Source organism: Nostoc sp. C110 (assembly GCF_043099725.1).
In the GTDB taxonomy this organism is placed as follows: Bacteria; Cyanobacteriota; Cyanobacteriia; order Cyanobacteriales; family Nostocaceae; genus Nostoc; species Nostoc muscorum_A.
In genome coordinates, this window is sequence record NZ_CP171137.1 from 188,666 (window position 1) to 210,254 (window position 21,589).

General features: G+C 38.7%; 11 protein-coding genes. 3 read left to right on the forward strand and 8 right to left on the reverse strand.

The genetic code is table 11. The features are described 5' to 3' along the window. Positions 1-51: 51 nt before the first annotated feature. The 4 genes from ACFFRD_RS00940 to ACFFRD_RS00955 all read right to left on the reverse strand — a co-directional run bounded on the left by ACFFRD_RS00940 (position 52) and on the right by ACFFRD_RS00955 (position 8,286). On the reverse strand, positions 52-1,263 hold the full coding sequence (locus ACFFRD_RS00940) for a transposase (RefSeq protein ID WP_392475919.1): 1,212 nt from the start codon (positions 1,261-1,263) through the stop codon (positions 52-54). A gap of 1,719 nt (positions 1,264-2,982) precedes the next feature. Further along, positions 2,983-3,942 (reverse strand): tyrosine-type recombinase/integrase, encoded by a 960-nt coding sequence (locus tag ACFFRD_RS00945; protein WP_392475920.1) that lies wholly within the window; start codon positions 3,940-3,942, stop codon positions 2,983-2,985. 616 nt (positions 3,943-4,558) lie between these two features. Further along, positions 4,559-8,113 (reverse strand): plasmid replication protein, CyRepA1 family, encoded by a 3,555-nt coding sequence (locus ACFFRD_RS00950; RefSeq protein WP_392475921.1) that lies wholly within the window; start codon positions 8,111-8,113, stop codon positions 4,559-4,561. Then, positions 8,110-8,286 carry a hypothetical protein gene (locus ACFFRD_RS00955; protein ID WP_323234947.1) on the reverse strand — a complete coding sequence of 59 codons (177 nt, stop codon included), beginning with the start codon at positions 8,284-8,286 and terminating at the stop codon, positions 8,110-8,112. Before ACFFRD_RS00955 ends, ACFFRD_RS00950 begins: the two co-directional genes overlap by 4 nt. Positions 8,287-9,318: 1,032 nt before the next feature. Here ACFFRD_RS00955 and ACFFRD_RS00960 point away from each other — a divergent pair. Genes ACFFRD_RS00960 through ACFFRD_RS00970 form a run of 3 tightly spaced genes read left to right on the forward strand, consistent with a single transcriptional unit; the run spans position 9,319 to position 13,593 of the window. Beyond that, the gene (locus ACFFRD_RS00960) at positions 9,319-10,752 is read left to right on the forward strand and encodes an ATP-binding protein (protein WP_340096503.1); all 1,434 of its coding nucleotides are present in this window, start codon (positions 9,319-9,321) and stop codon (positions 10,750-10,752) included. A gap of 8 nt (positions 10,753-10,760) precedes the next feature. Further along, positions 10,761-12,500: a tetratricopeptide repeat protein gene (locus ACFFRD_RS00965; protein ID WP_340096504.1), complete on the forward strand. Its 1,740-nt coding sequence runs from the start codon at positions 10,761-10,763 to the stop codon at positions 12,498-12,500. 58 nt (positions 12,501-12,558) lie between these two features. Continuing rightward, on the forward strand, positions 12,559-13,593 hold the full coding sequence (locus ACFFRD_RS00970) for a hypothetical protein (RefSeq protein ID WP_340096505.1): 1,035 nt from the start codon (positions 12,559-12,561) through the stop codon (positions 13,591-13,593). Positions 13,594-13,676: 83 nt separating this feature from the next. Here the strand turns inward: ACFFRD_RS00970 and ACFFRD_RS00975 are convergent, their stop codons facing one another. The 4 genes from ACFFRD_RS00975 to ACFFRD_RS00990 form a co-directional block, all read right to left on the reverse strand. Then, complete coding sequence (locus tag ACFFRD_RS00975; protein WP_392475922.1) at positions 13,677-16,148, reverse strand: CHAT domain-containing protein; 2,472 nt, start codon at positions 16,146-16,148, stop codon at positions 13,677-13,679. A gap of 26 nt (positions 16,149-16,174) precedes the next feature. Beyond that, a complete protein-coding gene (locus ACFFRD_RS00980; protein ID WP_392475923.1) occupies positions 16,175-17,923 on the reverse strand; it encodes a ShlB/FhaC/HecB family hemolysin secretion/activation protein in 1,749 nt (582 codons plus the stop codon). A gap of 134 nt (positions 17,924-18,057) precedes the next feature. After that, positions 18,058-20,598, reverse strand: a complete 2,541-nt coding sequence (locus tag ACFFRD_RS00985; protein WP_392475924.1) for a filamentous hemagglutinin N-terminal domain-containing protein — start codon at positions 20,596-20,598, stop codon at positions 18,058-18,060. 163 nt (positions 20,599-20,761) lie between these two features. Then, positions 20,762-21,454, reverse strand: a complete 693-nt coding sequence (locus ACFFRD_RS00990; protein WP_340096510.1) for a ferritin-like domain-containing protein — start codon at positions 21,452-21,454, stop codon at positions 20,762-20,764. Positions 21,455-21,589 lie beyond the last annotated feature (135 nt).

Genomic DNA, 21,589 nt, shown 5'->3' on the forward strand with positions numbered 1-21,589 from the left:
CAGAAGCCACCATCCAGGCAATATACACTTTCAAGGGTAGGTATTTAAAAATCAGGCAGTAGAGAGAGTGATTTGAGAAACATTAAGTTGTGGAGTAAAGCTTGGCCAAGGCTCAGGGAAAAAACCACCGATTGGTAATGGAAGACGATTAAGAACAGCGGCCTTAATCACTAAAAATCCACGGCGGAAGCAACTAAGCCAACGGTGAGGGAGACTATTTTTAAAATTGCGTCGTGCAATATGAGTTTGGGGTAATTCATCTAAACTACTAATAGGGAGATTTGCATCAACACAACCACCAACACTTACTTGCCATAAAATAGCGATCGCTATGGCTAACCAATGTCTTTCGGCACGTTTAGGGTCAGTGATTTTGGTTTGATGCCAATCAAAACCACCTCGTTTACCATCTTTAAACAGACACTCAATCCAAGAGCGCATAGAATACCAGCAAGCATCCGCAACCTCCGGCTGTAAATCAGTGAGAATTAACCAAGGTTCGGCATAGCCATCGTCATAGCGAGCTAATAAGGTACATTTGATTGAATTAGTTTTAAAACAAGTTATTAAGCCTTTGAATGACTGACCCACTTGTGGCACTAGAGTATTTAAAGGCTGCCAAGCATCCTGCCCCAAAACTTGAAACTGTCCAATTTGATTAATCCGCATAAACGGATGCCAACCATTGGATTGAATTTTTTCATACAGCCAAGGAGCGTAAAGTCCTCGGTCAGTGGTAACAATTACAAACCAATCTGCTGGGATGCTTTGGCTGATCTGGCTCAACAGTTTTTGCCAGTGCAGTTTCCAACTCCCTGGTTTAGTTGCTTCTACTATTTTCCAAGCAATAGGAATTCCGCAACCTCGGTAAACAATACTAATTGCTAGTACAGTAAAGCGATCGCTCAAAGTCGAGGCATCTGCTGCCAGAGCCAAACGCTTTTCGTTCTGCGGCCAAAGGCTTAAAATCCAGCACAGTAGTGGACTAAAACAAGTTGTAATATCTAATGAAGTCCGTCCTGTCTTCGTTTTATCCTCAGCATCTCGATACCATTCTCGCAGTTGCTGGCGCACAGTATTCTCTTTTTTACCCAGCAACTCTGCTAAAAATACTGAAACTGTTGTTAGTCCACTTGATTGAGTCATCACTATCCCAAAACTCCACATTGCCAGTACTACTGCTTGCGGCTTTGTGAGATTCGGCATTTTTTCTATGACTTTTCTAGTCCATTGTCTTAATTCCTCACTTTTTCCTATCTGCATTTACCCTCCTACAGCCTTTAATTCTGCTCCGCATCTGCCTTGTATATTTTTGCGGACTGACATCAGTTCTGTATTTTACCTGTTAATTTGCCCCTTTCTTAAATACCTACCTTTGAAAGGGGGAGAGGGGGGAGTGTGGGGAGAAAGAGGAGGAATTGAATAACTGCACATCAATGAACGCTGCATTGCTTCCCACACCTCCCACACCTCCCACACCCTGCCAGCAAGGAAGTTTCAGCTTTTCTTAGTGCCATTCGGGTCAGAAGGAACAATGAAACCCAAAATTTTTGATGTGAGCAGCGCAGTCAACAGCGATCGCCGTTTCTAAGTTAATTCAGCCAGTAAATAGTTTTGCTCACGCACATCAGTTATTTAGCAAAATTTTGTAGTTTTTTATACTTAAGTTTTGCAGTCATTGATTACTTCATGCTTATACTAAGGGATGGCGTAACCGCAAGAGCGTAGCTGATCGCTCTATGAAAATCGCAATTTGCCGACCATTGGTCGGCAAAAACTTAATTATGATTCTGAAAAACTAATCCTTTATATGAGCCAAGATCGAGGGTGTTAAAAGGAGCGGGAATTTGCAGAACACCATGCCATACGATGTCTGTGCCTTCCCTTATGCCCTCTGTATTACTGTATTTTTTGTAATCTAAAACACTTTATGTTACGCAATTATAATTACTGTAGGCATCGCTATGCAGTAAAGCTTTCTACATTATACTCATCTAGGTAAATAGGCTAAATAAGCCTACCAACAACATATTTATTTACCTAGACAATTATCATGATACAGCATGGGGATTTCGTTCGATGTTAAAGTTGTATTTTAACTGTATAATTTATTACATTAAAAGCTAACTCGCAATCAGCTAAAGTCCCTTCGGCCATCAGGGAGCATCTTGGCGTTCAGGCACTTACAAGTAATAAAATGCCCAGCCCCTATGGGCTTGGTGCAGTCGCTCATGGGGGAAACCCCCTTCTCTACGAGACGCTCCGCGAAGGCGCTAGCCTCTCCCTTTGGGAGAAGACCGCGCTGCTTCACCGTATCAAGGATATTTTGGCTACACAACTATATTTCTGGCGCTTTCGCCCCTTCGGGGCGAAAGCTAGGCTTATAGCATTTTATTATTTGGATCTCCCTCACCCTGAAAATTGATTCAGGACAAGTTCGGAATCAATTGCAGGAAAGTTTGAGTTTTTGGCACGCAAGTTTTACCCATTTCTTAAAGAATTTTTTATAGAGCAATCACACTACTCTCAAAAATAAACTAAAAATGACTCTATAGTTTTATGGCGTGATAGCGATTAAAAAGCGGGCTATTCCGATAAGCTTGATTTGGCATGAAAGCAACAGAAGCAGGGAAGAAGTTTGTAAAGTTTCTTAAAATAAGCACCTTTGCCCGTTTTCTTTAACCCAAATCTACACCTGTAATATTTGTATACTCTTTGACCTAATGCATCACTTATTAACTATAAAGTCATTATTAGTTTATTTTTTTTTCACCTATTTTAGGTTTTTCTTTTAGAGGTGTATTTTTAGGGGGAACCACAAAAAAAAGATCCCAGCCTGCATCGAAGAAAGGTAGTGTCTAGGTAAACTGAAACGAAAAGTGATTGAGTCAGCGCATCATGTAAAGGTGATTATTGCTTGTGCAGCACGAGCGATGACGTATCACTATAAAGTGGGCGGTTACGCCATCACCCAATATGGCATTATTCGCCGTAAGGAATATGCAACAATTGAACGGCTTGGCGCTTATATTCCTCAGAACGCAAATCGTATTTCTGCGTGGTTGCTGGGTCGGCGTGTCCTGCCAGTCGGCTCACCGTAAAAACATCAACACCAGCAGTCAACAAACTAGTAATAAACGTGCGTCGAAAATCATGTGGACTGAAAGAAGCTACTTCGGCACTTAAGGCCCGTTTGCGGAGAATTGTCATCACAGCTTGGTCAGTCATCCGTTGGATTTGAACATGACCACCTCGCCGTACAGGACAAATTAATGCTCCAGGCGCATTACTTCTCTCAAATAGCCAATCATTCAAAGCTGCCACTGCCCCATCCGGCAAATACACTGTCCGAGACTTTCCCCCTTTGCCCTTGCGTACAAGCAAAGAACTATATTCATTTTGGTAATCTTTTGTGTCTAATGCTACTAACTCCGACCGACGTAACCCAGAGCCACTCAGAATCGCAATCAGTGCGGCATCTCTTACACCAATTAAAGTCTGGTCGTTTTTGCAATTACTCAAAAGCGCGGCAATTTCACTTGGTTTTAACAACCGTCCCCTTAAAGGTGAATCCCCCTTTACACGCTTGAGATCCACTGCTGTTGCATAATCATCGGCGCTGATTAACCCCAACCTCTGTGCTTCTTTCAGCACCCGCCGTAAAGCACAAAGCATCCGATTTACAGTCGCCGGAGAGTACTGTTCCATCAACACTGAGCGAATTGCTGCCGTGTGCTGGTAACGCAACTTCGACCAATCCAAAGACAATGCATCACTTTCAACCGAAGTCGTTAGCATTCGGGCGATGACATTTAGTGCTTTTTCCATCGTTCGCCGCGAAGAAGATGTCAGGCTAGACAAATAGACCGCGGCTGGGTGAAGTGTTAACGGCGGCGGCGTTGCCAACACTAAGTTAAGAAGCGGTGTCGTTTCAGAAGCCATGACGAAAAAGCACTACACCTGCCCTTTTTTGAGTCAAGCGTCTTTCTAAATCATTATTCTCTCACCAATCCACTGCAATTTCCTAAATAGCTTTTGTAAGCATATAAAAAAGTTCAACAATTCTAGTCTCTCAAAGCATTGATTTAGAGTGGTTGGGTGCAAGTCCCGTAAAAATAAGTTGAACAATTTTGGGCTGGAAAAGGGATTACTACACCACTTTTTCAACACAGAGACACCAAACTCAAATAAAAAAGTTGAACAATTAGGAGAGTGATGCTAACCGAATGTGGGCGCGATCAGCTACGCCCCGCCTTAAGAGCGATGGCGATCGCTCTAGTAATAACGTAGCGTGGGCGCGGCGTACAGGCTCTTTCAAGCGATTTATGGACGGATGCTTGGAGCGGGGTAAAGCACCTAACAGAAATTGTTGAACTTTATTATTCCTCTACAGCTCTACCGTCAGTGATCGCTTTGAGTCAAAAAATAGGTTTGGTAAATTCTAGTTTCCATAACCTATTTTTTCGATTCCTGAAGCAAACATTGGCAGTGTAAGGATTTGGGGTTTTTGTTATCAAGCAGAGGGTAAACGCACGAATAAGAGGTTTTCATGGTTAAGTTACCCGTCCACAGGCAACACATCTTCACTTAGCAAGGCGTAAAATTCCGGGATTTGAGCCTCGACAAGTCGCAATTCACTCGCGGCGATCGCTTCAAGTTCCAGCACCACCTCCCAGCGCAAATCCTCAACCCATCGCTTGAGGATGCCTTTAATTGCGTCCACTCCACAAGAAATACCAGAGCGAAGTATTTCTACGCAATGAAGTAGAGTAATCCGGTCAGTGAAGAGAGCAGAGGGGCAGGGGGGCAGGGGGGCAGAGGGGAAAGAACTTGTACAAATTTCTTCTTTGTTCCTCAACTCCTCAACTCCTCTGCTCCTCTGCTCCTCCGCTCCCCTGCTCTCATCTGTAGTATCCTCCCCTTGGCAATGGGAGTTCCCTATAGCATTAGGGGGGGGTGTGGATACGGCCTGCTGATTGGGGTTTACATTATACGCAGCAGGGGTTTGAGCAGCATAATAGGTTCGATTTTCTTTTTGATTACGCTTTTCCACGCGATGAGCAATTACATGCATTGCAAATTCTAATTCCTCTTTAGATAAAGAAAAAAGTTTCACCTGTTGACCCCGCTTACCCTGCTTACGGAAGGTCAACTTTAACCCCAGCTGCTCTATAAGAGTGCCTAGCAACCAAATAGGTTTACAGTCACTGGGAATAGTAAACCCAAGAATTGCTTTGACGTGAGCAGCACAATGTATAGCGATCTCCGTCATCTTGAGCAAAGTGGGGTCATCGGCGCTAACTTCATCACCCTTCATTAAAGAAGTGAGAATTTGATGCAGTCCCAGGTTAAATCTAGCAAGCCAGCGTGCCGAGTAATTGCCCCAGTCGATGCACAAAGGTAGATTGTCGCGCTCAGTGCGGTCTTTTTGGGTGACAATTGTTGGTGGTGTAGGATAACTTTGCCCAGTTTTGGGGTCAGTAAACGATTCTTCGGGTGGGGCTAAAATGGCCTCAAGTCCAGCAATTGCTCTAATTAAGCGACCACCTTTATCCATTTCTACGAGTGATTCGGTTACTTCGATGCCGTAAGAATCAGAAATGCGGAACTTTTCGCATTCAAAAATTTCATTAGGGTCAAGGTAATCTTTGCTCTGACGGGCACGGTACTCGCTCAAAGTAATATTCTTGGCCTTGGCAACAGCCGAATTGTGGGCACTATTCAAAGCTTGTGCTGCTGCTTTAAGATTTTCGAGAGACTGAGGATCTGAATCACTGCCCACATATATAAATGTATTGCCCATTTCGGTGAGGAGCGATCGCAAATCATCACGCAGATTATTGAGAGAATAGTGGCGGTTAGCCATAATTTGGCAGTAAGCCTCAAGCGCCCAATCTTTCTCGGCTCCGCGTTTGCCTGTTTGACGGTCAATCCGCAACAGAAAAGCGGTCATTTCATTGGTTTGGAGCAAGCGCTCTTTAATCTTGGTAGCATTGGTATCCTTGTAACCAAACGGAGGACGTGGGGCCACCCAAATATGAAACGGGACTTTTGGACGATAGCGGTACAGTTGTTGGGCACATTCGGTAGCAGTTTGGGAAACGCCGTGAAACACACCGAACACTAAATCAAAATGATACTCAGAAATATCAACCCCAGTACCGAGACTGGGAGAGGTGAACAAGGCATCAAAGTTTTTGACGGCGTTGGTGATATCTTTGATGAAAGCGACATTTTCATCACTGCCAGAATTGTCAGAGTGAACCGACCAGATACGATATTTTTTTTGTGTATGTGATTTTTCGGAGTTAGATTCTTCGTAGTTGATTGTAAAGGATTTGTCGAGTTTTTTGATGAAACGCTTACTGTCACTTGCAACCATGACTTTCTCACCAAGCATTAGCGCTGCCGAGATTTGGGCGACTAGAGCGCTTGAATTATCCCCCTCGTACCAATAAATTGTGCGCTCCCCGTTTCGCCATTCGTTTTTAATGATGTAAGGTACTTCACCTTTGGGTCGCATTGCAAGAAAGAAATTCACAGTCAGGTCATCCATGTGTGCATCAGCGATGACGACCAGTGGCGCATTGTATACTATATATTCCAGGACTTCTAGGATTGCTGCACGGTGTTGTTTGCAAGTATTACTGTGCAGTAGGTGGGTGAGGTATTGGCAAGCTTCATCTATAAATATGCAGCCGTAAGTGAGAGACTGAGTATTCAGCTTATGCAAGCTGTCGATAGTAATACTAAGGGCTTGAGCCTGGGCTAAACCTGTGTAACCCAAGTCTGAATACATCGCCGTCCGCAAGCGTTCGGCAAGATTTTTCAGCAAATTTACGCGATGCCCATTGTTGAGGAACCGCGCATCGGGGTTTTGGTCACGCCACCAGCGCATAAGTTCAGTTTTACCAGTGCCCATGTCGCTCCAGAGTACGACTAGTCCTGATTTTGGGAAATTGAAGGTAGGAGATTTCTTCGATTTGTCTGAATCAACTCCGCCATAATCCGTAGACTCCTTCTTTGGAGGATGTCCTTTTATAGATGGCGTGAAAAGTTGTTCCTTTTCAAGCTCATAAAGCTCAGGCACTGTCAAGCATTTTTCTTCAAGTTCAGGAATGCACAAAGCCTCAGAGAGATACTTGACATTAACAGTGACATCCGGTTTGTATTTGCTAAGTCCCCATTTCTTAGCCCGATATGAGCGCTGGTAATCGGCAAGTGATTTGGCATCGTCTATAATTGCAGTTAGTAGTGCATTGGCATCTTCACTGCGACTAACTACAAAATCATCAACGCCTTTTTCTGGCCCCGGCAGTAATGCAACTTCACATTCAGAACCTGCCGATTCGATTGCTTTTGCAGTGCGAACAGTGGCTTGGTAAACTGACCACCTGGTTTTAGAAGAAGTTTCGTAATCGAATAAAATAATGAACTTGCGCCCCGCCTGAGCCATTGGTACTAAGTCAGGATGCAACCGTTCATCAAAATCTTGTTTGCCCACGCGCCCGTTCCAAATTCCAGGGAGTGCGATCGCTACAAACCCTAAACTAAGCAAGCAAGCGGCTTTCTTCTCCCCTTCGCATAAGATAACTGGAATCTCTGGATGCTGTTTCACCCACTCCCAAAATATTAGTGGATTGAGTTGATCCAGTAAGCGCAATGCTAAAAGTGAATGATAGCGCTTAATTAAATAACGTTTTGCTATTTTGTCCCAGATGGGGTTAGCGACATCAAAGTAGGTAACGCGGTTGGGAGTTTTGGGGGGTGACTCGTATTTGACGGGTTTCCCTTTTTGCCAATCAATGCGAGGAAAGTTGGGCTTGATCCTTCCCCACTCCATTGGTTGCCAGTTTTTGAATGGGTCAAGTGACTGAATCCACGTCCCACCCAGTAATAGATGCTGATACATTTTTATGTATCCATCTGTTACCCGACCCGCATTCTTGCGCGGGATTTTATCGGAGATGAACAGGTAGTCGTAAACTGATTCTCCCTCGACGTGGAAGAAGTTGCGCTTAATCAACGCCGGATGAATCGCACTACCAACTGTTAGCTCATGGTATTGGGCAGCCGTGAGATTGTTTGGATATTCAGTTGTGGCTGTGTTCATCGATTCTCCCCTTGCAATTCCTTGGGAAGAACTGTTTCAAGCTGCAAAACTCTCGTTCTAGGTTGGATATTCCAAAAATTACCCTTCGCCGCATCAAAAAGTTGCCGTGCGAAAGTTGCACTCGACCCCATACGCCCTTTTAGAGCGCTCTTAGGGCGTTCTCTGTTTGTCATGATTTTCCCCTGATAACTCGGTTTACAAGTTCAGAGGGGGTTGCATCAATTATCAGTTATCAGTTATCTAATCTTGGACTCTACTCCCAACTGGTAAGTGGTAACTGTTATTCGCGCTGCTACTGCTTTTTACTACAAAATTCGAGACATCTTCTTAACAAAACTTAACTTTACACAAATTGAAGAATTTTGATAGCCAAAAATTTGCCACCAATGGACGCTATGGTGACAACCCGTGTATAATACGGGAAGCAGCGCGGATTATACTCTCAGACAAATTTAGCAATCGCACCGAGTCGGCAAACTTTAGCGAAAACTTTTTTTGTTCCTTCGAGATCAACCCCTGCTCTTTTAAACGATGAATTTTATAAACAGATAAAGCGCCTACTCCTTAGTGGCGCTTTGTACTTTAAGCTTTTTGATAGTTTCATTTTTGACCTCCATGTTTTGTTTTAGTTAGCTCGATTTTACATAAGTTTTGGTCGTCTGAGATTGATGCTATGTTCTTTTTTGTTTTTTAGTTTTCAGTATCTCCATATTTCATAAGTGTTTTGGAGTATCTAAGGAGTTCCCATAGCCTTAGACAATGTTTAATAGGAAGAGACTTTTGCTCAGACGGCACTTAGCGCAGATTTTACCTTTGCTATTGCCTTTCTTAAATTTGTACCTGAGTCTCTGCCTAATTTAGTTATTGTACTTAAATTTCACCTGTAACTTTAAGAACAGCTTGAGAGATCGTGTTATTATCTGTGCAATGTAGCACTATAAACTTATATCCTGTAAAACGTGATGATAGCAAGTAGCTTTTTATTAAAAATTGTAAAAAACCTATATAAAAGTTTTAGGTAGAATTTGAATAGTTATTATGGTAATGCTAATAACGTACTATAGAACTCCTACTTAATTTTTGAATAAAACTCAGTATAACTTGATTCCTTCTTTCCTGTTCCCTATTCCCTATTCCCTATTCCCTGTTCCCTCTCTCTATGAGTGATTCAGGAATCAAATCAGATTCCTATATTATAGGTAAGTATGTCTTCAAATAAAAATTTAAGCATAGAAGCAGTACTAGAAATCTTGCAAGAGCGGGTGTTTCACCATACCGGAAGATATCTATCGCGCTCTGAAATAGTTTTAATCAAAGGATCTTGGGATGGCAAAGACTATAAGGAAATAGCAAGCGATTCGGGGTACAATATGCATTATTTGCAGACTGGAGTAGGTACTGCGTTGTGGGCAATGCTTACAGAAGTTGTTGGAGAGGGAGTACAAGTAAAAAAACTAACTTTAAGAAATATTTTGCTTAAATTAGCAAAAAAAGAATATTTTAAAAAGCTAGAAACGTCATACAAAAATGTTGACCGATTAATAGGTGCAACTAGAGCGTATGGAGATTTTCCAAAAATAACATCTTTTTATGGACGACAAGATGAAATAAGGATTTTAAAAAATGAAATTGTTTTGTTCAACAAAAGGTGTGTAGCACTGATTGGAATTGCTGGGATTGGGAAAAGTATATTAGCGTCGAAATTAATTGAAGAAATAGTATTAGAAGACGCAAGCAATTACGAATATGTAGTTTGGAAAACAATAAATCGCTCTTCAAGGATTGATAATTTACTTACCGATTTAATTAATATTTTTAAGATAGAAGAAGCGAAGCATATAACTCTTGATACTAAATTATATTTATTATTAAAGCATTTGCAATCATATCGTTGTCTATTAGTTCTGGATGGTTTTGAAGCCATAGCTCAAGTAGATATTTTTGAAAAAAAGTTAGAATACGAAGATTTTTTTGCTGGGATTACACAAGAAAAACATCAAAGTTGTGTAATTGTAACAAGTCAAGTACCTTTAAGAGAAGTTGCTTATGTAAATCTAAACTCATCTATTGCATCTTTTCAAATAGAAGGTTTAAAAGAAGATGCAGCAATGCAGCTAATACGTGAAAAAGGCATAACAGGAGGAAAATGTAAAGAACTGATTGAAACATATCGTGGTAATCCGTCAGAATTAGAGGCTATTTGCGATCGAATAAATCACATCTTTGGAGGGAGTATAGAAAAGTTTTTTGATTATAAAACTACTGTAATTGGCCCGCGAATTGAAGCGATGTTAAATCTACAGTTTGGGCAAAATGGGCTTTTAACTGACCTCCAAAAGCAAATAATGATTTACTTAGCCGAGGAGATAACAAAAAATTCTGCTTTAGTCCCCTTTTCAAAGCTTATTAATGATTTAAAAGAGCGATTAAAATTAGAAGTAATGTCAATCTCAAAAGTAATATCAGCTTTGGAAGTCTTAGAGCAGCGCTCCTTAATTGAAGCCAAGAAAAAATCAAGTAAGCATGAACTCAGTTATGGTATGGAACCAGTTGTTAAAAAATATATTTTAGTAGATCCCCACGGTTTAATATATAAATCATTAAGTAAGAAAGAGTTAATCAGTTCTGTACAGGAGTAAAACTCTCCGTGAGCTACTGTATAAATCCCTTGTGTAGTAAGCGGCACAATCCTGAAGACACCGAAAATTGTTTAGCTTGTGGCAATCCTTTGCTAATAAATGGGCGCATTCTTTTACTGCGCCCATTGCGTTCTTTGGATAAAGATATGTCTGCTTATACAGATGTTTTTGAGGTTGAAGATATTGAACCGTCATGGGGAAAATCTAGAATTAGAGTAATGAAAGTACTAAGATGGAGTGATCCTAAATTAGTTCGTCTGGTTCAAAGAGAATCACTTATATTGCAGACGTTATATCATCCAGGAATTCCTAAGTCTGGTGTGGACGACTATTTCACTTTTACACTGAAGGACAAGCGTTTAGTATTGCATTGTTTAGTAATGGAGAAAGTTGAAGGCATTGATTTAAGACAGTGGTTAAAATCTCATGGACGAATTACTCAAAAACTAGCAGTGGATTGGTTATCACAACTAGTTGATATTTTGGAATCTGTACATCGCTCTGGCTTTTTTCATAGAGATATTAAGCCAGAAAATATTATCTATCAACCTGATGGTCAACTGGCACTTGTTGATTTTGGAGCAGCTAGACAGATTACCACAACGTATTTAGCAAAAGTTGGTGCTAGCGGAGTGAATAAAAGAACACGCTTCAGTAGTGGGTATGAAGTAACAGTTGTTAGAACGATTCGATTTTCCCCACTGGAACAACTTAATGGTCAAGCTTTGCCTCAATCAGACTTTTATGCTTTGGGACGGACTTTTGTCGATTTGATAACGGGAATATCATTATTGGAATTACCAGTAGAGCAAAATACAGGAAGACTAATTTGGAGAGATAAAGCATTACAGATTGACGAACCTTTCGCTGATTTGCTTGATGAAATGATGGCTCCTTTTCCAGGGCAGCGTCCACAGACAACTCAAGTAATCTTGCAGCGCTTGCAGCGTCTCCCATTCCAATTAAATCTTAACCGAGCAATTAATTCTAATCTATTTAAATATTTTTTAATAGTATTAACTACATTAGCACTTTTTGGAAGTTGTAAAATTCTTAACCTAGCTTTATCAAGTTATTTCTCTAATAGGGCTGTTCGTCAGGATGAATATAACATGGCTATTAAATATTATAAACTAGCTTTGAAGTTTAATTCAAAAGACGTAAAGGCTTATGCAAACTTGGCATTAGCTTGTCAGCAAATTCGTGATATAAAGTGTATGAATGATAATTATAATAAAGTTTTCCAAATTAATCCGAATGATTGGGTAGCTTTCTATAATTTAGGAAATTTTTACGATGAACAAGGTCAATATGACTTAGCAGAGCATAATTACAAATTAGCTATTAAGAACAGTAATAATCAAGCGATGAATGCTGTCAATAATTTATCACGGTTAAAGAATATACAACAAAATTACTCTGAGGCATCTACATTAGCATTTGAAGGGTTGAGACACACTTCAGATATGGAATGGCAAGCAGCCTTATATAAAAATTTAGGCTGGGCGAGATTCAAGCAACAACGTTATGAAGAGGCTAAAAACTATTTACGAAAGTCGGTGGAACTGGATTCTCAAAGAGTGGATGCCTACTGCTTGCTAGCGCAGACACAGGAAGCAATAGGTGAGTTGGATGAGGCTAGAACATATTGGGAAGTGTGTTTGTTAGTCAGTAATACCAATTCATCTCTACCAGAGGTACAACAATGGAGAGAGCAAGTTCTACAGCGTCTTTTTAAAGAAAATTGATCAAAATATCTTACTTCCGGTAAGCTATCAATAGATAGTAAATAACGAAATAATTGCAATGTTAATTGCACCAGAATCAACAGTCAAAAGAGTAAAAAAAGCTTTCTACTACCAATTTGTAGCAATTGCATCAATAGTATTGTTTTCAAGCTTCAGCAGCATAAGGGGACAAGCTAAATCTGTAGCAAAAAGTAATTCACAAGAGCAAACTTGTAAGGTTGTGGCTAAAGTTCTCAGTGGCGATATCAACTGGGCACCCGGAAGTAAGCTTTGCCAGGAGGATAAGGTTCATCCAGTTAATGGGCATAAGGTTGAGGTTTTGTGCTATTTAAGTGCAAAAATATTGCAACTCACTAGTAGTACTATGGGTGAGCATTGTTCGCCACGTTACCAACGGCAAAATCAAAATTGCACTTTGAGAGATGGGCGCACTTGTATCAAGCCCAAAGGCCCAGGGGAAGATGAAAATGCACCTACATTAATCACTCCCTACGGTTTAGTAATTTTAAATATGAGTCCGACACTATCGTGGTCTACAACTCCTTTAGCTACTAGTTATATTGTGCAGGTTGAAGGCAAAGGAGTTAGCTGGTCTGTTGTAGCGAAAACAACTCAATTACTATACCCTAAAGAGCAACCAGCTATGCAGCCAGGCAATGTTTATAACGTAAATATCATTGCAAATCAAGCAGATGAGCCTATTGCTGCTAGTGCCTCTGTTGTGTTGATAGCCTCCACTGATAAGATGCAGCAGATAGCAAATACCATAAATCGTCTTCAAAGTTTCGATCAATCTCAAGATGAGTTAACTATCGATATAGATAGAGTGTATGAGGCTCAAAACTTAGTAAATGAATCAATTAATCTGTTAAAGGCAAGAACTGAAGGAGGCACTAAAAATCCAACTATTTACCGATTATTGGGCGATCGCTACTTAGAAGCATATTTGGCATCTGCCGCTATATCTGCGTATTCAACTGCAACTAAATTAGCTCAAAAAGAGAATAATGCGGAAGAATTAGCTAAAGCAGAAGCAGGAGCGAAAATTGCAGAGCAAAGTCAGAAAAGAGGAGAAGGGGTAAGAGGTAGTTAGACTTCAAAAGTAGAAGTCGTTAAAAAACACAATCATAAGCTGTCAAAATACAACTTATGATTGATACTACAAGCTCTTTTGGATTAACCAACAAGAATAAAGCCTGACCAGTAATAGGGGTGAGAGTATGTTTTATTGTTCAGTAAACTTAATTTTGCAAGTCTTAATGCCTCTGCTTTAGAAAGACCATTTTTCAATCCTTTGTAAAACTCACCCATAAGTAAAGCGGTAGAATCAGCATCAACTAGCCACAAACTAGCTAATGTAGTAAGCGCTCCGGCTTGTGTAGCTATCCCAGCAATGCCTAACGCTGAACGTTTATCACCCTTTGCTGTTTGACAAGCACTCAAAATAAGTAGATTAATTGCCTCAGTTCCATTTTTGAGTAAAAATCTTAAGTCTTTGACGTTGAGGGGTTTGTCCCAAGCCAAAATAAAAGTCTGTTCCGGATCGGAGCTAAATTGAGCATGAGTACTTAAATGAACTATAGAAAAATAATCATTTTCAATTTTTTTCTGAAAGCTACGACTATTAAACTCGGTATTAACTAAAGTTGAAACAGGACTAACATTTTTTTTAATACTTTCAACTTCTGCTCTGACTTCAGGTAAAGCTGGTAAATTTTTAGGAACTGAGGGGTTATTAAAACTAGGACTGATTTCAGAAATACCGCCAAATAAAGCATCAAAATTATTTAATTTTCTAGATTGATTGTAAAACTGCTGGGAACTTGAGGCTATGACAATACTGTAAGAGGATGCTAAATAATTTTTTCCATCATGTAATATGTCAATAGGGATATTTTGGAAAAAACTATCTAGAACAAATCCTAAAGTTCCTGAATTGGGAAGATATTGTTTGATAGGTGCAAATAAAAGATTGTAAATAGTTTGAGAGTAAATAATATAATCTGACTCATTAGCTAGAATAAACTGTTTTTTCGTAACGAGTTTAAGCAAATTATCAATTGGGGTAACTAATTGGTTATAATCTACTGTATTCCGGTAAAATTTATTGGGTGTTTTAACAACTACCTCTACTTGCTGCCCTAACTTAATTAAATACACGATTGGAGGTAAATCTTTTGAATCTTGATTATTGGATGGAGAAGGTATATTTAATTTACCGCATTGTAAAAAGTTTTCTATCTCAGCTATTTTTAGTTTTTCTTGAATCTCAACTGCCCGTTGTGCAGTTGCCTCACCTTGAGAAAATAGTAACTCCATATATTCATGGTAAACAGGTTCAACTTTTTCTTTAAAATCGAACTGAAGCTCCGGGTTAATTCCTATAAGATTTCCTCGAACTTGGTCTAGACTGTTTATAGCAGATGCATACGCTTGATTGGCTTTTTCAAAATTGTTTAAGAGCCTATATAAGCGACCTAATTGCCATTGCCATTCGTAAGCAATATCCCAAGCTTGCACTGACTGAGCTAGTGCCATAGCCTTCTCAAAGTATTGTACTGCTTTAAGCGTTTTACCTGAATAATTATAAATTATGGCAACAGTTCCTAATGCGTAAGATTCGGCTCGGTTATTACCCAGATTTTGAGATAAAGTTAGTGCTTTATTAGCTAAAAATAATGAAGTTGATAATGGGTTTTCCTTGTTAGAAAAAACAATTTGTTTTAACCTGACGTTTTGATCAATTTCAATTAAACTCTGAGCGAGATTAAGTTGAGCATAAACAGATTCGATTGCAGGTAATGATTCAAATATTGTTGAGGATTTTAATAAATTATTGACTAATGTTTTGATTTGCTCTTTTTGAATAGAACCATCTAAATCTGTTGTATTCCTCCATTTTTCTGTATCTAAAATTAAATCTAGCTGATTGATTTGTGCTTGTAGGGTAAGTCCATTTAGTTTTCTAGCTACTAACTCTTGATAAAATTGTAAAGCATTTTTGATTTTTGATTTAGCTATTTTAAGTGTTTTTTGTTTAGTAAGTACTTCATCAGTTAGTTCGTACTTACCTTTGGCTTGAATGAAAAGGGCACGTTCTGTATTCCCTAAACTCAATAATATTTGATTCTTAATATCTGATTCTTTTGAGTCTAGAGTTTTAGCCATTGACATAGCCTTGAATAATACAATTAAAGATGCTTCTGGATTACCAATCAGCCGTAAGACATCACCAAGATTGCGGAGTCCAATTACTCGAACACTTTCAAGCGTTTGTTTTTCCAAGGCGTGAGATAATTGTTCTTGATAGGTTTTTTGAGAAATGTCCTTTAATTCAATCGGGCTAGAGCAAGCCGAATTTTCTAGCTCTAAAGTTAAAGCTTGGCTTAGTGTTTGACAAGCAGTCAGATATAAGCCACTAGCCTGAAGCGCCAAGCTCTGATTGATTAAACTGCCAACTATACCATTAGAATATTTTAATTTGCGGTAAATATCGTAAGCTGATTTCCATGTTTGCAGTGCAGTTTGGGGTTGTCCTTGGTCTAACTCTTGAAATCCTTGATCATTCAGAATCTGTGCTTGGGATAATTCAGAATTTGGAAAAGATTGAGCTTTCGCTTGTACGTGCCAGCAAATTATCAGCAGCATTAAGGATAGCCCTAGAATTACCGATTTCAAAACAGGCGATAATTGATTGAAAAATAAATTCCGTTTTCTTGCCATGTTCTTAAATTTGAATTTGTATTAACTTCAATCAAAGGAATTCCCCAATCAAGATTTGCACTCAATCGCTCGGCAAATTGATACCGTATCCCCAGCCCTATAGATGCTAAAGTGCCTGTTGATATTGCTATTCCATTATCTCGATCGGCATTTTTATTCCAGGAGGTTCCCATATCAAAAAAAGGAATCACATCTAATTGTTCAGTATCTGTTCTCCAAATGGGAATAAGGACTTGGGCTGAAAGTAAAAATGCGTTGTCAGTCAAAAACGTATCCTGTCGATAACCTCGCACTGAAATTGCACCGCCCAAACCAAATTGTTCTAATGTCACAAGAGGTCGATCTGCAAGCTGAATATCTGTTCTAACTAACAAAGATGTACCATTTCTTGCTAAACGCCGTAACCATGCAACTTGTCCGCGCCAAGAAAGAAAGCGACTATCAGGGGCAGATTTATTAATGGTGGCATCAATTGCACCAACCCCTAAACTGAGTTGAGATCGTGCTACTAATGCTCCTTGTCTATGCCTCTGTGTCCATTCTTGAAAAAATCTAATGGCTGAAATTCGTGTTCGCCCCATAGAATCTGCTCCAACACTCAATGGGAAAGGGCTGTTGAGTAAAGAGGATTCGCTCTCTAAGCGGGAAGCTGTCAATCCTAAAGCAAACTCTTGAGTTGAATTAGAATTGACTTGTTGTAGTATTGGCTGGCGAAAAGTTACTTCGTAAGCACGAGCATTAGAAAGAATATCTAGTTTGCTAAATGGACGTTCAACAACATTGGCTGAAGAATTTGCATAGAAAAATTGCACAGTCCCATTTTTGGGATTAATGGGTATGGAGTAACTAGTTGTCAGAGTATTACTGCCATCAGTATTTCTGTATCCTAGACTCAGGCGATCTCCCAGACCAAGTAGATTAGCATCACTTAGCTCGACTCGTCGCTGAAAAGTGCCAATGGCAGGTGAGCGAGAGTTGTCTAAGACAGCCTCAATTTTAAGAGGTTGACGTGGCTTGACAGTGACATTTAAAATAGAGGTATTTAATTGAGAACCTTTATCTACAACTGCGGAAATCTTTGCAATCAAAGGATCTGTTTGCAGTAGCTGTAACCCTATCAACAAATTTTTGCTATTAAATACTTTAGTTGTATTTGTTCGTAAGCGCTCACGAATATAGTTTTTTAATCGTGCGCTACCTACAATATTTATTTCCTCCAACTTGCCTTCAACAATTTGAATAGTAACTACTCCCTTGCTAATTAGAATCGCTTGATTTTCAATTACTGGAAAGAAAGCCCCAGAAGTTACATATCCTTGTTGAATATATAAATTTGTAACTGCTGTACGAGCTTCAAGTAACTCTGAAAACGTAATTTCTCTATTTATGTAAGAAGCAACTACTGATTCTAGTTTTTGAGTTGATAAGACAGTGTTGCCTTTGAATATGAATTTTTCAACTTTAATTTTTTCTTGGTTTCCTTTGGGAATCTCAGGCGTAGGTATTAAAGAAGGAGATTGTAATTCTTGTTGTGGTTCTTCCAGTAGAGAAGGAATTTGCGGGTTTTGAGGAATTATTGGTATTTGCTGTGTAAAGAATCTTGGAGCTAGTATCTGTGCTAAAACTGGTTCATTTATCAAGATTGAAACTGCTATGAAAAAAGTTCCTCCGAATACATTTAGGTAAGAAATTTTAGACATAACCAACTTTTTTTGCTGTAAAAGCGACTTTTGTGGAATTTTATATTTTTATAAAAAAGAGCTAAATTTGTGATTTTTATTATCTAGGATATTTCAATAAGCAGAAACTTTGTTTCAATGCTATCTGTATTGTATTACCAAGATTTCTGAGAACTATGGCAAGGCGGATCTGATAAAGAACCATAAGAAACCACATCTTCTGGCGTAGTTGTAAAACTTACCGTACCATCTCCATTGTCTTTCCATCCTTGTGCTTCCACATATTTTTGAGTTGCTTGGGTTTGTATTAGCTGTTGTGATTGTTTGGCGAAAATGGGTTGTTGCTCCTCATTTCTCCAGCCATAATTGCTGTTAAGGGGATCTCTAGGGCTTGGTGGAATACCCCCAGATCCTCTGTTCACAAACTTGTTAGATTCTTGACTCGATTGTGTAGAGCAGACCTGAGCAACTGGAGAGATATTAATTGCTGGTAGAACTATCGCTGCTTTAGTGAAATCCAATTCTAAGGTATTGATTTGAACTATACCGTCAATTCCTTTGTCTGAGCTAGCTGTAATTTTGCTATCAAAAGTAGGAAAAAACCCTTGTGTATTGATTGTGATATTACCACCCCGTCCTTCAAAGGCATTAGCAGTGATACTACTCTTTTCTAAAAGAGCTAGTGTTTCTGCATTGAAAGTAATGTTACCACCGTTGCCCTTGGTTCCTTGCTGACCAGCAGTTGCAGAGATAATACCATTGCGTAAGAGAACATTATTTACATTGAAAATAATGTCACCACCCTCACCAACAGCAGTCGTTGCACTAACACCTCCATTATTTATAATGTTGATGTCTTTGGCTTTAATTTCAAGGGTTCCTGCGTTACCTGATCCCTCATTTTTAACACTAATTAGAGCATTATTAGCAATAGTTAGCTGTCTACTATTAATATTTATTTTACCTGCATCTCCAGTGGGAGTTGCAGGTACTCTATTAAATCTAATTCTTAAGCTATTATCCAAAATATCTGCTGATGAATTTATAAAACTAGGAAGTTTTGAATTTGAGTCTCTTCCCGAAACTTCTATGGAGTCAGAAGCGTTAATAGTGAGATTTCCAGCGCTTCCAAACGAGAGTGTGCTTGTAGATATACCTCCGCCATTTCTAACCAGTAGTTTTGAGGTATTAATTTCTAAGCTACCAGCGTTACCGCTTCCAAAAGTAACTGCATTGATTGTACTAGGTCCGATTGTAGGCGATCTACCTGTAATGTCTATAGTGTTATTTGCATTTATTAAAACATCGCCTCCCTTACCATAATTAAAAGTTGAAGATCCTAAACTGCTTCCATCTTCAAGTTTAATGTTTTCTGTCATTAGGCTTAAATTACCAGCACTACCAAACGAACTAGAAGCTGTAGTTATATTTCCCCCATCTTCTAATGTTAAATTTTTGATTATACCAGTGATGTTTCCACCATCTCCATAATTGACATAACTAAAAGTATTTATAGCACTTAAACCAAATTGATTAACATTAGATGGAATAGAGCCACTTATTTTTAAATAATCATTAGCATTGATTTTGATATTACCACCCGGAGCATTATTAAAAGTAGTAGTAGCTATTTGCGCTCCTCTAATATTTATTCTATCTGAATTAAGTTCAATATTTTCTCCAGGCGTATTTCCAAAATTGGTAGTATAAATACCACTAATACCAAATTCTGATGCATCTTTCACCTCTAAATTTTGAGAGTTAATGCTAATCTCCCCATTTTCTTTAAAGCCCTGATTTTGGCTATAGATTAAGGAGCCATTTAGTACTTTTACATTGTTTCCCTGAATATTAATAGTATTGCCTTGACCTTGTATGCTATTAACATAAGTTAAAGCAGTTCTTAAAAAGGTTATATCTTTAAAACTTAAAACATTTTCATAGTTGAAAAATAAACTATTATTTTCTGGCTTAAATTTTACTTCCCCTTGCTCTATACTTACTAACTCAATCCTTCCATTTTTTGCACTAATAACCCCTCCATCTAACAATATATCTCCTCCTATCAAAGCTAAAGTATTTCCAGGTTTGACTTGTAAACCAGTAGAAATTGTACTTGCATCAATAGGGGATCTCAAAATAGAGTCCTGAATAGGAAAACCATTGCCTTGAACATTAATTGCTCCAGGACTTCCAGAAAATTGTAATCCAACAGGTACATTTAATGTAAGCAAAGAAGGATATTGAGGTTTTATGGCACTAAATTCCATGCCATCAATAAACTTAATACTACTTGCTGTGGTTGCTAAAAAAGAACCACCAACGTCTAATCGAGCATTTGCTCCAAAAATAATTCCATTTGGATTAATTAAAAATAAGTTAGCTGTTCCATTGGATCTTATCAGCCCATCAATATTAGAAATTAATCCACCAGTTACTCTGCTAATAATGTTATTAATGTTTAAAGCGTTATTAAATACAGCTATAGTTTCGCTAGGAATAGAAAAGTCTTGAAAACTATGAAAAAGATTGTTCCCTACTTGAGTACCTCCTTCAATAATTCTATTTCTTCCTTCTATTTTTATAGAAGTATTATTAGATAAAGTATTATCTGGAGTAATCTGAGCTTCAGATGGAAAAGTGCTTGAGCAGGAAAGAAAAACTGTAACTAAAAATGTCTTAATGATAGCTTTCATAGAGTTTTAGTCTTTTTAAATAAAGACGTAAGTTTTAATTTATAGATTAAAGAAACTTTTAGAGATGTTTTCCAACACATCTCTAAAAGCATCCCTAATAAACTTTGAATAACTTTTATTTACAGACTCAATCAGCTGCTTACGCCACAGCTATTTTAAGATGCTATGCTGCTTCTATCTTGTCAGTGTCTTGAAGAACATAATCAATTACTTTAAATATTGCCTGAACTTTACGGGTGCGCCATTCGTCAACTAAGTTTTCCACTTGCTTCGCAGGCATTCGCCGCATCATTGCTTCATAAAGGTAGGCAGCATGTCCTGTTTCATCTTTAGCAATGCTTAACATCCCTAGTTTTAAGTTACGATTGTAACGTTCATCATCAGGTAATACATTTGCCATTCGCATATAGTCTTTACCAGCATCCAACTCCATAATATAGGTACTTGCCATAAAAACATCCCAGGTAATCATGGCAGGGCTGAGTTGTTCTTTGCTATAACCTTCATAGTAGGCGGCAAAAAGAGGGCTACGCCCTTGCTTTGATTGACTTTTAGATGCAGTTTTTGTCTCTGAATCTATGAGATTTTTATCTATCTGCTTTAACGCATGAGCAAAAATTTGACTATGCTTAGTTTCATCCAATGCGTGTTTTCTCAACTTTTCAGCCAGCCATATATCGCCTTCACTATCTGCACGCTCACTAAGTGCAGAGAGAAATCCAACGGAACCAGCTTCTGAGAGATGTAAACCCTTAAGTACAATAGGGCGAGTTTTAGAGTCGCGGATTTGGGAAGCAGTATAGTAAGCAACAGCTCCTGAACTTGCTAAATGCATCAGATAAGTCAATAAATTCATAGATATTCCGATTAAAGTTTCTAAGCTACATTTCTTATAATATTGCTTTGAGTAGATTTTTAAAGATTTTTTATATAGAGTTTCGTAATTTAATCGATAACTTTAAATGCTTCAGATTATTGGTATTAGAGAATT

Bases quoted from the DNA above. Each gene is read 5' to 3' on its own strand.
- ACFFRD_RS00955 (WP_323234947.1), bottom strand. From the start codon at position 8,286: ATGACAAACAGAGAACGCCCTAAGAGCGCTCTAAAAGGGCGTATGGGG.
- ACFFRD_RS00940 (WP_392475919.1), bottom strand. From the start codon at position 1,263: ATGCAGATAGGAAAAAGTGAGGAATTAAGACAATGGACTAGAAAAGTC.
- ACFFRD_RS00990 (WP_340096510.1), bottom strand. From the start codon at position 21,454: ATGAATTTATTGACTTATCTGATGCATTTAGCAAGTTCAGGAGCTGTT.
- ACFFRD_RS00975 (WP_392475922.1), bottom strand. From the start codon at position 16,148: ATGCTGCTGATAATTTGCTGGCACGTACAAGCGAAAGCTCAATCTTTT.
- ACFFRD_RS00970 (WP_340096505.1), top strand. From the start codon at position 12,559: ATGTTAATTGCACCAGAATCAACAGTCAAAAGAGTAAAAAAAGCTTTC.
- ACFFRD_RS00985 (WP_392475924.1), bottom strand. From the start codon at position 20,598: ATGAAAGCTATCATTAAGACATTTTTAGTTACAGTTTTTCTTTCCTGC.
- ACFFRD_RS00945 (WP_392475920.1), bottom strand. From the start codon at position 3,942: ATGGCTTCTGAAACGACACCGCTTCTTAACTTAGTGTTGGCAACGCCG.
- ACFFRD_RS00980 (WP_392475923.1), bottom strand. From the start codon at position 17,923: ATGTCTAAAATTTCTTACCTAAATGTATTCGGAGGAACTTTTTTCATA.
- ACFFRD_RS00960 (WP_340096503.1), top strand. From the start codon at position 9,319: ATGTCTTCAAATAAAAATTTAAGCATAGAAGCAGTACTAGAAATCTTG.
- ACFFRD_RS00950 (WP_392475921.1), bottom strand. From the start codon at position 8,113: ATGAACACAGCCACAACTGAATATCCAAACAATCTCACGGCTGCCCAA.